Origin of the sequence: Bacillus paranthracis (assembly GCF_024296885.1) — a bacterium.
In the GTDB taxonomy this organism is placed as follows: Bacteria; Bacillota; Bacilli; order Bacillales; family Bacillaceae_G; genus Bacillus_A; species Bacillus_A paranthracis.
In genome coordinates this window covers 2423063-2438951 of record NZ_CP101135.1, presented here as the reverse complement: position 1 = coordinate 2438951, position 15889 = coordinate 2423063, and the positions used below count along the sequence as shown (strand labels likewise).

The 15889-nt window shown below is 32.6% G+C and carries 15 protein-coding genes, 2 pseudogenes and 1 riboswitch; of the genes and pseudogenes, 1 reads left to right on the top strand and 16 read right to left on the bottom strand.

Annotation, left to right across the window (positions count from 1 at the left end; all coding sequences use genetic code 11):
• Positions 1–72: 72 nt before the first annotated feature.
• The 6 genes from NLJ82_RS12445 to NLJ82_RS12420 all read right to left on the bottom strand — a co-directional run bounded on the left by NLJ82_RS12445 (position 73) and on the right by NLJ82_RS12420 (position 5425).
• On the bottom strand, positions 73–228 hold the full coding sequence (locus tag NLJ82_RS12445) for a DUF1540 domain-containing protein (protein ID WP_000046091.1): 156 nt from the start codon (positions 226–228) through the stop codon (positions 73–75).
• 73 nt (positions 229–301) lie between these two features.
• Entirely contained in the window at positions 302–931 is a 630-nt protein-coding gene (locus NLJ82_RS12440; RefSeq protein ID WP_001069217.1) for a Vat family streptogramin A O-acetyltransferase, read from the bottom strand.
• Complete coding sequence (locus NLJ82_RS12435) at positions 921–2204, bottom strand: MFS transporter (protein WP_000106379.1); 1284 nt, start codon at positions 2202–2204, stop codon at positions 921–923. Before NLJ82_RS12435 ends, NLJ82_RS12440 begins: the two co-directional genes overlap by 11 nt.
• 268 nt (positions 2205–2472) lie before the next feature.
• Entirely contained in the window at positions 2473–3708 is a 1236-nt protein-coding gene (gene cypA, locus NLJ82_RS12430; protein ID WP_002027768.1) for a cytochrome P450, read from the bottom strand.
• Positions 3709–3867: 159 nt separating this feature from the next.
• Positions 3868–4272, bottom strand: coding sequence for a hypothetical protein (locus NLJ82_RS12425; RefSeq protein ID WP_000282708.1), 405 nt, complete (start codon positions 4270–4272; stop codon positions 3868–3870).
• 148 nt (positions 4273–4420) lie between these two features.
• Positions 4421–5425, bottom strand: a complete 1005-nt coding sequence (locus tag NLJ82_RS12420; protein ID WP_000565678.1) for a DUF1835 domain-containing protein — start codon at positions 5423–5425, stop codon at positions 4421–4423.
• Positions 5426–5602: 177 nt separating this feature from the next.
• On the opposite strand from NLJ82_RS12420, the gene NLJ82_RS12415 reads away from it, so the two are divergent.
• Positions 5603–5815 (top strand): hypothetical protein, encoded by a 213-nt coding sequence (locus NLJ82_RS12415; protein ID WP_000416564.1) that lies wholly within the window; start codon positions 5603–5605, stop codon positions 5813–5815.
• Between the two features lie 244 nt (positions 5816–6059).
• On the opposite strand, the gene NLJ82_RS12410 is transcribed toward NLJ82_RS12415, so the two are convergent.
• The 10 genes and pseudogenes from NLJ82_RS12410 to NLJ82_RS12365 all read right to left on the bottom strand — a co-directional run bounded on the left by NLJ82_RS12410 (position 6060) and on the right by NLJ82_RS12365 (position 15870).
• Entirely contained in the window at positions 6060–6263 is a 204-nt protein-coding gene (locus NLJ82_RS12410) for a hypothetical protein (RefSeq protein ID WP_000878376.1), read from the bottom strand.
• A 131-nt stretch (positions 6264–6394) separates the two neighbouring features.
• Positions 6395–6811: a DUF3995 domain-containing protein gene (locus NLJ82_RS12405; protein WP_000469990.1), complete on the bottom strand. Its 417-nt coding sequence runs from the start codon at positions 6809–6811 to the stop codon at positions 6395–6397.
• A 141-nt stretch (positions 6812–6952) separates the two neighbouring features.
• Positions 6953–7723, bottom strand: a complete 771-nt coding sequence (locus NLJ82_RS12400) for a DUF3959 family protein (RefSeq protein WP_000732167.1) — start codon at positions 7721–7723, stop codon at positions 6953–6955.
• Between the two features lie 208 nt (positions 7724–7931).
• Positions 7932–10319: an RNaseH domain-containing protein gene (locus tag NLJ82_RS12395; RefSeq protein ID WP_000413145.1), complete on the bottom strand. Its 2388-nt coding sequence runs from the start codon at positions 10317–10319 to the stop codon at positions 7932–7934.
• Between the two features lie 393 nt (positions 10320–10712).
• A pseudogene (locus tag NLJ82_RS12390) lies at positions 10713–10832 on the bottom strand (TenA family transcriptional regulator); the annotation flags it as partial.
• A pseudogene (locus tag NLJ82_RS12385) lies at positions 10813–10983 on the bottom strand (helix-turn-helix domain-containing protein); the annotation flags it as partial. The pseudogenes NLJ82_RS12385 and NLJ82_RS12390, both read right to left, overlap by 20 nt.
• Positions 10984–11196: 213 nt before the next feature.
• The gene (tenA, locus tag NLJ82_RS12380; protein WP_000144496.1) at positions 11197–11886 is read right to left on the bottom strand and encodes a thiaminase II; all 690 of its coding nucleotides are present in this window, start codon (positions 11884–11886) and stop codon (positions 11197–11199) included.
• A gap of 123 nt (positions 11887–12009) precedes the next feature.
• A riboswitch (TPP riboswitch) is annotated at positions 12010–12115 on the bottom strand.
• A gap of 74 nt (positions 12116–12189) precedes the next feature.
• Positions 12190–13104 (bottom strand): D-alanine--D-alanine ligase, encoded by a 915-nt coding sequence (gene ddlB, locus NLJ82_RS12375; protein ID WP_001219731.1) that lies wholly within the window; start codon positions 13102–13104, stop codon positions 12190–12192.
• A 167-nt stretch (positions 13105–13271) separates the two neighbouring features.
• A complete protein-coding gene (gene pdxR / locus NLJ82_RS12370; RefSeq protein WP_000471618.1) occupies positions 13272–14705 on the bottom strand; it encodes a MocR-like pyridoxine biosynthesis transcription factor PdxR in 1434 nt (477 codons plus the stop codon).
• Positions 14706–14826: 121 nt separating this feature from the next.
• The gene (locus tag NLJ82_RS12365) at positions 14827–15870 is read right to left on the bottom strand and encodes a homoserine dehydrogenase (protein ID WP_000695915.1); all 1044 of its coding nucleotides are present in this window, start codon (positions 15868–15870) and stop codon (positions 14827–14829) included.
• Positions 15871–15889 lie beyond the last annotated feature (19 nt).

The following is a 15889-nucleotide window of genomic DNA, read 5'->3' as shown; positions in this document are numbered from 1 at the left end:
ATGAAAATGAGATTTATTATCAATACTATAATTAATAAAAGGGCAACCACGATTTGGCTACCCTTCAAAAATTTATACTTCCGGATCGAAAGTTTTACAATCTGTTTCTTCTGTAGTCGATGCTTGTTTTCCTTTATGACTTACTACATAAATTGCGTCTGCGCTACATTTATTGCCGTTAGCCCAAAATTTACAGTTGTTTACTTCACATAAAACGTCTTGTGCCATAGTATCACACCTCCTCGTTCTATTATCATTAACAAAATTCGGAGGTATGATACTTTTTGTTATGCATTTTTTATTACCTTTTTAGCTTTCTTAATGGCTCTATATCTCCTTGTACAATAGCACCTATATTTTCAGTTATTTTTTCAATATCAAAATGCCACCATTGAATTTGCAATAACTCCTCTATTATTGTATTTGTAAATCGTTCCTTTATTTTATTTGCAGGGTTTCCACCAACAATTGTATATGGTGCAACGTCTCTAGTCACAACCGATTTAGCTGCTATTATTGCACCATCCCCTATTTTTATTCCAGGCATAATTGTTGTATCCATACCGATCCAAACGTCATTTCCTATAACTGTATCACCTTTGTAAGGTAAATCAGACAAATTAGGTGTATACTTCTCCCACCCATTTCCAAATATATTAAATGGATATGCCGAAAATCCATCCATCCGATGATTCGCTCCATTCATAATAAAGGTAACTCCATTTGCAATGCAACAAAACTTTCCAATGATAAGGCGATCTTCAAGAAATTCATAATGATGTAATACTCGATCTTCAAATGTTTCTCCATCTTTCGCATCATAATATGAATAATCTCCGGCGAGTATATTAGCTTTCGTTATTGTATTTTTTATAAAGTGAACATTTTTATTTCCTTCAATAGGGTATTTAACATTTGGATTAGGATTCATGTTGCACAGCACTTCCTTTCCTATTCATTTCACTCTCTATTGCTATAACTGGCTTTAAATTGTATATAGGTAAAATAAATAATAATCCAATTATAAATAGTAAAGCTGTGCCTTCGTACATCGTACTTAATGAGAACATTTCTTTTAATGAACCAGCAATACTCATTGTTACTACCATTGAACCGGTGAATAGCGGACTTAAAATGCCATTTACACGACCAATAAAATCAGTATCACTATTTTGAATAATGAGCGTATTAATACCTATTTGAATACAAGGAAGAGCTAAACCGCTAAAAAGTTGTGCTGTGAGTGTTACCCATAAATTGGTGGAATAACCTATAATACCGATGCCGATTGCCTGACCAAGCATACCGATAATTAACATCTTTTGCGGCGCAACGTTTTTTGCAAACACCATCGCTAAAGCACCGCCAACAATCATTCCTGCACCATTTACTGTTAGTAACCATTGTAAACTCTCTTTTGATAATCCTAACTGCTCAGTCACAATAAAAATACCTAACGGCTGAATTAAACCAATTCCTAGTCCTGCTGCCATAAAACAAAGCCCTAGCAAAGTTAATGCCTTTTTCTTTTTCACATATTTAATTCCATCGAGCATTTCCTGTAATAGAGTGATTTCTTTCTTCTCATTATCATTCTCAAGATCTTTCGGAAGAAATAACAACACAGCTGCTGCAAGTAAAAAAGCGATACCTGTAATAATGATTGAAATATAAATTCCAAAACTATGAAAAATAAATGTTCCAAGAATTGGTCCTAACACCATAAATATCGCAAATATTGTTTGATAAATAGACATCGCTAATTGGATTTGTTCTGCCGATAAATGCTGTTTAAATAATTTCATCCCTGATGGTTGAGAAAACTGCGAAAGGATTGCAGAAATAAGCGTTACAAAAAATACGATTTTCCACGTTCCAAACATTAGAGTAATTAATACAGCAAATACCGAAATAGAACTTAACGTTTCACACCATACCATTGTCTTCTTCGGCTTCCACCTATCAGCAAACGTTCCACCAATAAAGGAAAAGATGAAAATTGGAGCAAACTCCGCAACTGAAATCATCGAAATAGCAAAAGCATCGCCTTTTGTCATTTCCATTACATATAGTAATACAGCAAAGTTCCGAACCCATATTCCAATTTGTAAAAATAATGCTGATGCTAAAATCCCTTGTACAAACCGGTTTTTTAATACTTGTGATACCCCATTATTTTGTTTCGTTTCTACATTTGTCGACATAAAAAAGCCTCCTATTTCATCTTCTGAACAGGAGGCAGCACAAATCATATGAAAAGACTATATTTTTCGCAGAGCGAAATACATCCCTTTTCTATAAATGTACAGACTAATCCTATTCAGAAGAATATTTCGTTTTTTAACGAAGATCTCTTACAAATAGAATTAGTTGATCATTGGGATGTATTCACCCTTCCGTTTCGAATTTAAATTACACATACATACTCTATGTAAATCATTTTCTATGTATGCATGTCTTACAACAAATATTCTAGAATGTTAATGGTAATTCCTCTAAAGAACGCATTAAATAATTACCTTGCCATTTAATTTCTTCTCGATCTCCTTTTATTTGTAGTTTAGGCATTCGATTAAATAACGTAGTAATAGCAATTTTTGCTTCCAACTTAGCAAGTGGAGCGCCTAGGCAGAAATGGCTACCATGTCCAAAGGCAATATGGCGATTGTTCTCGCGAGTAATATCGTAAACTTCCGGATTCTCAAATACTGTTTCATCACGGTTTGCAGAAGCTAAGGCAATGACAACCATATCTCCTTTTTCAATTGTTTGATCGTGAATTTGAAAAGGTTCATCTGCCCATCTTGAAGTTGTAACCTCAACCGGGGAATAATATCGTAATCCTTCCTCAATTGCTGCATCAATTAACTTTGGATTTTCTTTTAATAACTGTAATTGATCCGGATTTTCAAGAAGTGCTAATACCGTATTTGTTATTAAATTTACCGTTGTCTCATGCCCTGCAACAATTAGTAACATTATCATTGAATATAGTTCCCGAGCGTTAAGTTTATGTCCTTCACTTTCTGCAAGTATTAAAGCACTAACCAAGTCCTCTTTCGGTTCTTTTCGTTTCATATCAACTAAATATTGAAGGTATGTAATAAACTCAGATAGTTGCTTTTCAGTTTCTTTTATTTCTTCTGGTGTTTCTGGATAAGCAATGACAGCATGAGACCAAATTCTGAATTTCGCTTGATCCTCTTTTGGAATGCCAAGCATTTCACTTATCACAATGATCGGTAAAGGAAATGAATAATCATCAACAAGGTTTAATGAATCTTTTCGCTCGACTTCGTTCAATAAATCATCTGCGATATGCTGAATTCTTCCTTCCAATTGCGCGATCATCTTCGGTGTAAAAGCTTTTTGTACGAGTGATCGTAAACGATTGTGATTAGGTGGATCTGAATTTAACATGTGCGTCGTTAAATAATCACTATTGTCAACAGTAAGAAACACATTCAATGTATCTTGAGAAAACACATTGGCCGGATCTTTTTTTAAGCGATTATCTTTTAATAGTGGTAAAGCATCTTCATATCTTGTAATAAGCCACTCTGCACCTAATTCCGTTTTATTCACAAATAAGATAGGTTGCATTTTACGAGATTCTTTATAAATTTCATATGCATCTTCTTTAAACTGAGCTGAAGCTAAATTGATGCCATTCTCTATTCTTAGCCCAACTTTATTTTTCATTGACATTGTATCCCCTCACTCTCATTTGTTTTTGAAAATCAACCAACATATGCATTATACGCTAACAAAAACGAGAAAATTGTAAATTTTTACACGAAATCTTACTTCGTATATTGAAAAATAAAAAAGTGAGGGAGTAAAATCTTTCTACTCTCTCACTTTTCTTTATGCGAAGCACATGAAATTACTAATTTGTTGATAGTGATAACTTACTTTACGACGACGACCACCTTGCCAAGTGTAACCTGATACTCCATTTCTTCTCACTTCAGTCGGAAAGAACCATAAGTCTCTTCCGAAAGGTCCTGAACGATGCAAACGTAAATAGCCCCATCTTCCTAGACAGTTACACATCCATGATTTCATATTACCAGCTTGTGCAGGTGAAGCAAATGTGGATGGTAACGATGGCACTTGGGACGGTGGTGGTGACGTTGGAGCATCTTCCGCATCATCTGGTCTATAATCTTCTTGCTCCATATCTCTCACTTCATTTGTAGGTTCATACCCGTAGTTTTGTGGATTATAATACATCGCTTGACCATATGGATAATTTTGTTGGTTATACATATTAATAAATCACCTTCTTTTTGTTCATTACCTTTACCATTCATATGTGATATGCCCTCTCTGGGAATCTTATGTATAGCCTAAATTCAACAAAAAATAAAGCTCGTATTTTAAAAATACGAGCTTTTTCATAAACGGAATAGATGTATTATTTTCTTAATTTCACACTATAGAAACGCATTTCATCTAATGAACCTTCAAATTCAAATACTTCTTGTTTAATTAATTCCTTTAAGCGATATTCTAAAAACGTATCGCCAACTGATTGCTCTACAAGACCAAGTGCTTCACCAATTACTCTAGGAGCTTTTAGGAATTCTTGATCAGCACCTATACTTTTCGCGCATTCAATAATAAATTGATCAAAATAATTTTCTTGTACAGAACGCACTTCATTGTCTGTCCAAACTCTTAAAAACCCCGTACTTTTCGAGAGACTATCCCACTCATGTTCAAACTGCAGACGATTCTCTACAGTTAAATACGGCAATTTTACAAAACTTTTTTGAATTAGAGCTAAACTTTCAGGTGGTAACTCTCCTGTTCCACGAATCACATACTCTAGTTTTAATATTTCTTTACTTGCTTCAGATGTATTCATAACGCGAATATTTTTCTTATCTTTTAATTGCGCCATTGCAAAACATAGACCTACATGTTCATGTGCGTTATCGGCTTTCCAAATTGTAATAGGCGTTTCACTAGGAATAGCGTATAGTTCTTTCATAGTTTCTAAAAACCTTGGTAAATACTCTTCTTCAAAATAATTTTCATAAGCATTTAAGTTGTTTACTAACCATTCCTGTCTTGCTAGTTGCCCTTCATTCATATGTAACTTATTTATCGGCCCAATTGAAAAGAATTCAGAAAAAGCAACAACCATCTCTTCCAATCGTTCTTCTTGACCAAGCATATGCTTTAAACATCCAGCTGTTGAATCATCAAATGCAATATGTACGTGTGAGACTTCTTTTACACTTCTTTTATAAGATGTATTACTCGTTAGTTGCTTAGGAATATCCATCAAATTTTTAATAGTATCTTCACTATAGTTTTCTTTTAATAAATTTAATTGGATTAGAATACTTTGAAGTAAATGTTTTGCTTCATCTTCGTGCATATCCTCTACAGCATTTTTAATTTTATCTATCATGTAAACCCCTCAATTCATTTCAAAAATAACGTGGATTATAGTGTATCATTTAAGTGTTACTCTTTAAAAGTTTTTTAGTCAAATCATGTATTAGAAAGATTGCTAAATAACCTTTTGTAAATCCTTTTATTTAAATGTATAATTATATAGAAAATAAAAAATATAGGAGCTATGTTTATGGAGAAAGTATTTCCTAATTATAAACATTATCTAAAAAATTGGAGATTTATATTTATTTGTATATTACCTACTATCGCCTTTTTATTTGCTTTTGATGTCATCTTTGAATTAATATTTCATCAAGATTTCTATTTATCTAACTTAATTTTTGCTATTATTTTATTTTTAATATTTATGAGCATCAAAGATATGTTTAAAATTAAAAGTTAAAGATCCGGATAAAGTGGGATAAAAAAAAGAGCACCCTGCAATCAGATGCTCTCATGTGATAGAGGTTTTTCTGAGTATTAAGTAGGACACGAAGGTCTTGTCCCACTATCTAATATATGCTTGTACTTATTTTTTGTGCATGTACGAAGTATCACTATAAATTCTCCTCATAAATTCCTTGTACAATTAACATATTTATACATAAAAAAACATCCCCCGTGGATGTTTTTTTATGTACCGATTTTTAAGCTTCCATAAACTTAGCCGGTACACCATTTTTTTCAACTACAGAAGATATATTAGTAGGATTAATCATTACATTTTCAATACTAACTAATTTATTTTCTAATAGTCCATTCTCTGTTGTAATCAGTTCTTCAAACCGTTCTAAAGTCATCGAGAATTTATGTTCACTTCCGCCATTCATACTGACTTTTACATACTTCATCGTGCACCCGCCTTTCATAATAATCTATAATTCGATAAAAAGGCGCTTACATCCTTCTTATTAATACTAGATTTTACACTTGCCAATTTACGTTTATATTTAATATAAAAAAAGCTGAAACTATTTTTTATTCACATTATAATTGCGAGTAAAAATGATAAAGATAGAAATGCACAAAGTGGTATAAATAAAACAGTATCCATTCTAGCAAAACGCGTATCTTTTTTTCGTTTGAAGATACCAAAATAATGAAATTCACCTATTACTCTTATAAAAAAAACAACCATACAAACCCAGGATCCCATTTGAACAATAATATTAGGAAATGCGAAATGAACAATATTTGTTTGTTGTAATAAAATTATTGCGGCCATACTTAGTAATAACGCAATGAACAAAGTCATCCCTGTACCTGGTGTAAATGCCTTTTCTCCAGCTTTTGTTGGAATGACACTATTTGTCGCCCACTTACCTCCAAAAGCCCAATAAACATGTAAAAAGCTAACTAAAAATAATATACAGACAGAAATATATGTAATAATAAACATTTTGTCCTCCTATTATTTTATTTAAGCCCTCAACTTTAGAGTATGCTATAAATTTCACCTTAGCAATCTATTTTTAATAACATAAAACCCCTTAATGATTTTTCTTAAAATTGATTAATCATTAAGGGGCTTTTAACTTTATTATGCATTATACCGATTTCTACGACGTTCCATCCTCGTTTGTCCTTGAGCAGTCTCTTCTTTATATTGAGGTATTTGCTCTGCCATTTCATATGTTGCAACTGCAGTTGGTTCTTCGTAATTATGCTCACGTATTTCTTCAGGCGTTTTTTGTTTCGATACTTTGCCACCAAACTTAAATAATTTTAACTTAAATTTCGGTAATCTTGGGATCGGAATCTGAAATGATTGCTTTTTACGTTTCTTTTTTTGTTGAAATAAAGTTATATTTTCTTTATAATCCTCTTCTTTACGGTGTAATAACATAGCAATTAATCCACCTAATATAAGTCCACCAACTAAAAGCATAAGATATTTGAAATTACTTGTCATTAAACTCGACATACGTTCAAGTATGACTAACGATTGCACTTCTTTAATATCCCATAGTAAAGCGGCCCATAATGCGAATAAACCGAAAGTAAGCCCATATGTACGAAAACGGAATAAACATGGGATTAAAGCGATACAAGCAGCGATTTTCGCATTCGCTATGATTGAACTTGTTGAAATATCTTGATGCCAAATAACTAACAATAGTGTAATAAATGGCGCATATGCTATCCAGCTACATATACGTGAATATATTTTTTTCGCAAAATAACTACCGAAACTGGTGAAAAATAAAAGGCCTCCAATATATAAAGATTGTTCTAGTGGGATTTGTTTCATAATTCCTGCAACTGGAAAGAGGCCGCTCAATAGCATGAATAGCACATCTAATTTCTTCACAATTCCTCATTCCTTTCCAAGTTCTTTTGAATTCATTCATATTGCTTTTCCACATGGTGTAGTTTTTTATTTCTAAAAAACATCTTAATCCTGTATGGAAATAAAGTAAATATATAAAAGAGAAGATACATGACAAAAGATATCCTTATTTACATGAAAAAATGACAAATCCTGATCGATATAATGAGCAGGATTTGTTTATTATTATTTACAATAGAATAATTGAATCTTTCTTTTCTATTTTTATAATATCTACATCCAATTCATCATCAAACTCTTTAAACTCTCTTGCATCTATATCAGTCATATAGCTCTTTATTACTTTCGCCATATGCATAGAATATGGCATGTGTATATTCTTTTCCAAAAGCATACTTGAATTACAGCACATGTAATGTACCATTTTGGCAATATAGTTCCTTTCAACAGCTTTTACACCTAGAGGTAATATTTCAAGTATATATCGATGCAATGTTTCACTATCATTACACAGATACTCACCAGTGCTATAATACATTCCCTTTTGATCTATATATAAACTCGTACTATCTAGTACGTCATCACATTCTATCACACCGTATTTGGGTACATCAAAAGATGTATTTATTCTTACAGCATTTAAGTTTGGAACCTTTAGCACATCTGGAACAATGTCAGGGAAAGTATCTATATCAATTTTTTCATTTTGTAACTCTTTTATCCAATGTTTTCTTACATTCGCATCTATAATGAAGTATACTTGCTCATTTTGCTCTTTTGCAGGTTGTAAAATTTCCGCTAATGTTTCAGAAACAAATTGTTTAAATTGAATGCCCATATCATTTCTTTTTGAAGGCTGCGGCAAAAAGATGTTATGTTTGTCTACATTTAATAATAAACGATCAATCGTTTGCCACTCTATATTCCCATATAATTTATATGAAATTTCTTTTCCTTTTATTTTTGAAAAAATGGGTAAGAAATCAAATTTCGAGATTCGTTCAATTGATAAATTAACATATGTACAAGGTAAATTTATCTTATTCCAACTACGTTTTAAAAATCCTTTTTGTTCTAATAAACTCAAAATACCATTTATAATCGTTTTACGAGACACACTTTGGCCTATAAATAAATTAATAAATGCTGAAATACGGTTTGTTCGTGCAAATCCTTCTCTAACAATTTGCTTTGGATCAATTTTTTCACGTCCATCACAATTTTTCATTGCAATTAACGCCAATGTCGCATCATTACGCTTACCTGCAGTAGCATAAACCGCTTTCATAACATCCTCTACTAAATTCGTTTTATACTTCTGGCAATATTGCATTTTATATGGATTTTGCAATACCTTTTCAATATTACATCTTACTATTTTTAACAACACTGGAGAATCTGCATTTAATATATATGATGACTCACTGATTTGAGCTAACACCATTTCACTTTCAAATAACGCTTGTTCTACTCCCAGCGATATTTTTTCAGACCATATTTCTAGCGTTATAGTCTCTAATCCTTTTGGTGCAATTAAAGGGAATACTTCTTTCCTATTGCCTGTTTCAATCTTTTTACATTCTGGTAGTAATGTGAAATAAGAAAATTTTTGCTGAAACCCTTTAAATAGATACTCTCTTTCTTTTGCTTTTATACCAGATCTTATTTTAGTACCTTGAACTTTATATATTCTCTCATTGTATGGAAGAAGTACCCTAAGATTTGCTCCTAGCATATAATCTTTCGGATATTGAAGAATATGATCTAATTCAACTTCTCCACCTATACGAAAATCATCTTTTAAATTTCTAAATATCTTAATCCATTTGATGCCGTTTGTAGCCTGCTGAACTTTTAGTTTTACAAATCGTAATTTCTTATTATTCAATGCAAATTCTGGAGTAGAAATTAATATCATGCCCCGTTTTCGTCTTAATAGCAAAGGAATGTCTGGATGGTTATATTCTTGATAAAATCTCCGAATTCCTATTGAAACATTTAATAATGGAATGTTCTCTCCTCCGCGCGTTATATATTCGAACCGAAATACATAGGCGAAATAGTCTTGTGTTTTTTCATCTTTAATAGGCTCTGACATCGCCTCACAAATATTTTGTGATCTAAGAGGAGAAAAATATATATATTCTTCATTTATATTTTCTAATTGTACAGGACGTTCACAAAAAATATGTGAAATTAAAGCGGGCACCCATTTAGAATATACTTCCTTATCATGTAGTACTGTTAAATTAGAAATTAAATCGTAATGCCATTCATATTTTGGCGATTCTATTAATTTATTAGGTTTCCAATCATGAATAATCTCATACCAACTTTGGAAAATATAATCGAGTTGTTCTTTTCTAATAGGCTCTTTACACACAATCCACGGTGTATTTTCATTCAATACATATGGATTATGTTGAATAAATAATATATCAGAAAACATATCATATAATCTTTCATTCAATCGTTTCAACTTACTCGTTAATAAAAATGTCTTATAATGTATCTCTACAATATCGAGCCAATCAATAGGAAAATATATAAATGATACACTTTCGTTTAAAAGAGGTTCTACTATATTTTCAAATGTTAACAACTTTAATTTTTCCATAAAATGATTACTTCCTTTCTTCATTTTTCTTGATCACAAAAAAACTAAAGTATTATCACATAATTTAATTATTTAAAAGAATAGCAAATACCGCTTATCCGACTTATATATTAATGACATGACTCTGATAAAAGTTAAAAGAAATTTTCATACATATCCCTCCTTTTATACAACAAATATAATATATTAAGATTATACAATATTAGTCACGTATTGTATTTGGGATTTACAATAATTTTACAAAAGATTATAAAAGAGGTTGTCTCATAAGTCTCTTTCGAAGTAAAATCACATGAAATTGAAAAGGAAGAAACGTTATTAAATCAACGTTTCTTCCTTTCACTTTCTATTCGGTTTTGGCTAAAAAGCACCTTTTAGGACAGCCTCTTTTCACTATCCTATTACCTTTTTCGCTTCTTTATTCACTGACCACTGCTCTAATGTATAAGTCATTTCCCAAAATGAATATTCATATTGACTGCTAATAATAAAATGCTGTTTCACTGCGGTACGTACCATCTTTCTGTACGTTTCTTTTTAATTCTCGTGCAATAGAGGAGTGATGTCGCTTCAGAATGGCACCAATTTCTCTCGTTGAATGACCTAATTTATGAAGTGCTTCTAGTTGTCCACATTTAAACGTGGTAAAATGGGAATAGCTCATACTCGTCCTCCGTGTAAGTAAGTGGGGTGGTAACTTCTACTTTACACGAAGCAAGGTGAGTTTTTTTGTTTTTTTAGGTGTCGCACTTAATAATACAATTCGTCAAATTAAAAAAAGACGCATTTAGATTGATGCGCCTTTTTGCGATACTTCTTTTGTTAAATCATATACATAAGTATGATTCATACCTGTAAATAGCAATACCTCTTCTCTTTATCCTATTACGTTTTTCTCTTTTGTACTTACCGGCCACTTTTCTAATGTATAAGCCATTTCCCAAAATGAATATTCATATTGACTGCTAATAATAAAATGTTGTTTCATTCGATTTCGGTCTGCCTCTGTTACTTTTTCAGCTATTGCATCTAATCGTGTAATTTGCTCTTCAACTAGTGTTCGGAACCAATCGGATCCATAAGCAGAAATCCATTCCTTATAAATTGGCTCTTCTGGCTTACACTCTTTTAAACGCTCACCAATTTCATAATACAACCAATAGCAAGGTAAAATTGCTGCAATAATATCGCCTAAATGTCCTTCATACGCAGCACGATACATATGTGAAGTGTACGCATATGCAGTTGGAGCAGGGATAAAATTATCTTTTTCTTCTTGTGTTATCCCTAATTTCTTCGCAAAATTCTCATGTAAAGATAATTCCGCTTCATATGTATTTTGAGCATGGTGTGCCATACGAGCTGTCGTTTCTAATTCTAGTGCTTTTGCAGCTCCTAAAGTTTGTACTCTAGCAAAGTGACTTAAATAATACGAATCTTGAAGCACATAATAGCGAAAACTAGCTAAATCTAACGTTCCTTCACCAAGTTTTTTTACAAAAGGATGATGAAAACTAGCTTCCCAAATTGAGTCTACTTCTTTACGTAATGATTGTGAAAAAGTCATGTAAATCCCTCCAATTATGTATGAAATTTAAGTATTTACCCACCATTATTAAATCTGTAAAACAAAAAAACTTTCTTTACAAGCGTAAAGAAAGTGAAATTGACAGTATTTATACATGAAACAGCAATGTCTTTCCCACTTCCCTACGCTGGCATTAACCAGATCAGGTACTAAGAGTCTCAAATTCCCATTTGATCTCAGCCTATAATAGGCCCCCCTAGTGGATAAAATATTTAATTTTCGTATTGTATTCATCATAACATACTTCATGTAACTGTCAAAAGTTATTCATGATACCACTACTTAAAATCCTTCGTCTTTTCTTACTCTTAATGAAGTTTCAATAATCATATCTAATAGTTTACTATATTCAATTCCCGCTGCAGCTGCACTTTTTGGCAGTAAACTCGCTTGCGTCATCCCTGGTAATGTATTAATCTCCATTACATATGGAATACCATCCTTCACCATCATATCCACCCTTGCATAAACGCTGCATTTTAATGCTTTATAGCAAGCCAGTGACGCTTTGTTTACACGTTCCTTAAGTTCAGCTGGAAGTTCGATAACTTCTTCAATAGTACCTGCATCATCATATTTCGCATTGTAATCAAAGAACTCAGCTGCATGTCGAATTGAAATGATAGGTAACTGTTTTCCATCAAAAATGGAACATGTAATCTCATCACCTTTAATATACTTTTCTATTACTACTTCAGAATCCCATTCGAACACAGTTTCCAGCATTGAAATTAATTCGTCTTTATCATAGACAATCTTTACCCCAACACTTGAACCACCAGAGTTTGGTTTTACCACTAATGGAAATCCTAACTTATCTAACTCATCAAAATCCAAATCCTCCATTTTTGTAAGTTCAATCCAATCTGGTGTTTCTATTCCTTCATAACGTAAAATCTTTTTTGACATGTTTTTGTCCATACATATACCGCTAGATAACATATTACTTCCGCTATAAGGAATACCTAAACTTTCAAGCGTTCCTTGAACAGTTCCATCTTCTCCGTATTTTCCGTGTAATGCGAGCAGCGCAAAATCAATGTCTTTCGCTTTTTCGATTAAATCCATTTTTTCATTTAATGTAATTGGGACAATTTCATATTTATTTTTATCTAAATTTGCAATCATTTCATTTCCAGTCATAATGGATACTTGTTTTTCAGAGGATACTCCTCCCATAATAACGCCAATTCTCATTTCCTCAACTCCAAATTTCGTTTTTTATCCCGCATTAACGAGCAGTAAGACCCCCACCTCAAAATTCAGCGGAAGCAATGCAGTTAGGTGGGGGATCAACTGCCCGTAAAAGCCCGATTGGTGAGGGCTAATAATCAGTGGGGAATGAACCCCCCCTGATTAAAGTTTCACTTTATTGTATCACCGATTATTTTGATTCCCCGAACTATTTCTTCTTCTTTCAAACGTGAAAATCCTAATCGAAACGTGTTCGCTCCTCCTCCATCAGAATAAAACACATCTCCAGGAGAAAAAGTAACCCCTTGCTCATAACACTTTTGCAAAAGTGTGCGGGCATGAATTTTTTCTTCTAACTCTATAAATAAATGAAGTCCACCATCACCGGTCATTCTTTGAAACGGAATGTACTCGTTACACGCCCCAACAGCTAACTCATATTTTTTCTTATAAACAGACCTTGCCTTTTTTAAATATTTTTCAAAATATCCTTCATGTAAATATTGAAATAGGACAGCTTGATCTAAAGTAGATGTGTGAATAGTTCTTGCTCTTTTCACACTTTCTAAATAATGAATTAGTTCTTTATCTGCAATAATCCAACCTACACGCAAGCCAGGGAAAAGTACCTTTGAAAAGCTACTAATATAAATCACATTATTACCAGCACCAGCAAAAGTTAATAATGGTGCTAAATGTGAACCTGAATAACGTAATTCTTCATTAAATCCATCTTCTATAATAGGAATCTTATATTTTGAAAATAATCTCATCAGTTCCGTTCTTTTCTCTGAACTCGTCACAATGCCAGTTGGATTATGATAGGAAGGAATTAAATACGCAAAATCAAACTCTTTTTCACGCAAGCTTTTTTCAACTTGATTCGTATCAATACCATCTTCATTCATATCAATACCATGAACTTCAAGGCCATGTAAGCGGAATAGCTTCAGCGCAGCATGGTGAGTTGGATTCTCACAAATAACTCGACCTGATTTCTTTGACAACGAGGATATTACAATGTCTAATCCTTCTGTAAATCCATTTGTAATTAAAATATCTTTGTTCGAAATATCTACACCTTTCATTTCCATATAATGAAGTAGATATTTCATTAACGGTCTATAGCCTTTTGCGTATCCGTAATTTAATACGACATCACCTTCAATGGACATACGAGTAAGAAAAGCTCTTTTGAAATTTTCCACATCAAATAGCTTTTCGTCCGGAGCAATACTGTTAAAAACAATCATTCCTTTTTCCCAACGAACACCATGTTTCATTAAATCTAATTCATCCGCTAATAAAGTAACTGTATTAAGTTTATTTTTCCAATCTATTTCAACAGACGAAGTGTTCGATATATCAACCTTCGCAACAAAATTCCCTTTTCCTTTAACTGCATAAATGAGCCCTTCTTGCTCTAAATCTGCATAAGCAGCGAGTACAGTGTTTCTGCTTACACTAAGTAATTCACTTAGTTCCCTTGTTGAAGGAATTTTTTGATCCCCGAGCAAATGCCCTTTCATAATCATCTTCTTTAAATAATCTTTTAATTGAATATAAACGGGACGATCTTTCACAACTTTAAAATCTTTAAACAATTCCTTACCCCCTGCAATCATTTTTGCATAATTATTTCATTCTCAAAAGGTCCACTACATATGTATTTTTTATAAAGGGCGGTACGGTTTTATAAAATACAACTTTAATCAATTAGTAACTTTACCCCCCGTTAATACGTGACAAATCTTTACGATATAAATTAATTATATCTTTTAAAGCTGCTGCTGCGGCTCCGCGTGGATTTGATGCACCACCAATTGTAGTAACTTGGCCCATCGTATCTGTAAAGAACGTAATCCCTTTTTCTGTCCCATTTACATTTGCTAGCGGATGATCTTTATCTATTTCGCACGGTTCAACATTTAAATTCACATTGCCATCCTCATCTTTATATGCTGATGCAATTAATTTAATAAATTTATTTTGTTCCTTAGCATTTCGAATTTGTTGTTTTGTAACATGTTCAATTCCTTTTATATGTATATCTGTAAGCATATGCTCTGTTCCCATTAAACTGTTTGTCAAAAGTAACAATTTACACGCACTATCAGAACCACTTACATCTAATATTGGGTTCGTTTCAGCAATTCCTTTACGTTGCGCTTCTTTCAGTGCTTCTTCAAACGTAATATTTTCCTCATTCATTTTCGTAAGAATATAATTTGTTGTCCCGTTTAATATTCCTTCTATTTTTTCAACATGGCAACCAGCTAAACTAAATTGACCAATATCAAGTGTCGGTAATGCGGCCGCAGTTGCACCACTATATCGAATTCGTACATTCGCAATTTTTGCTGCTTCATTTATTTCTCTCCAGTTTGTAACAAGCGCACCTTTTGAAATTGCTACTATATCCATTTGTTTCTCAATCGCTTGTTTTATATATTGTTTCCCTGGATTTCCATCTTTAAGGTTTGTAACTGTTGATTCTACAAGCACTGTACCACTTATGTTATCTGTTGCACGTTCCTCCGGATGATATTCTATATACTTCTCAATTGCTGCGCTACTGCTACCATACGTTAATAAGTCCTGAATAGATAAACCATCCTCATTATGTATTGCAACATTTCTACCTAATACGCCACTTACAACTAACTCTATACCATATGTTTCATATATATATGAACATTTTTCATGTAGTAATTTTATAAACTCTCTTCCTACTGTTCCATATCCTGATAGTACAACTTTAATTTTCATAATATCCCCCCATATTTTT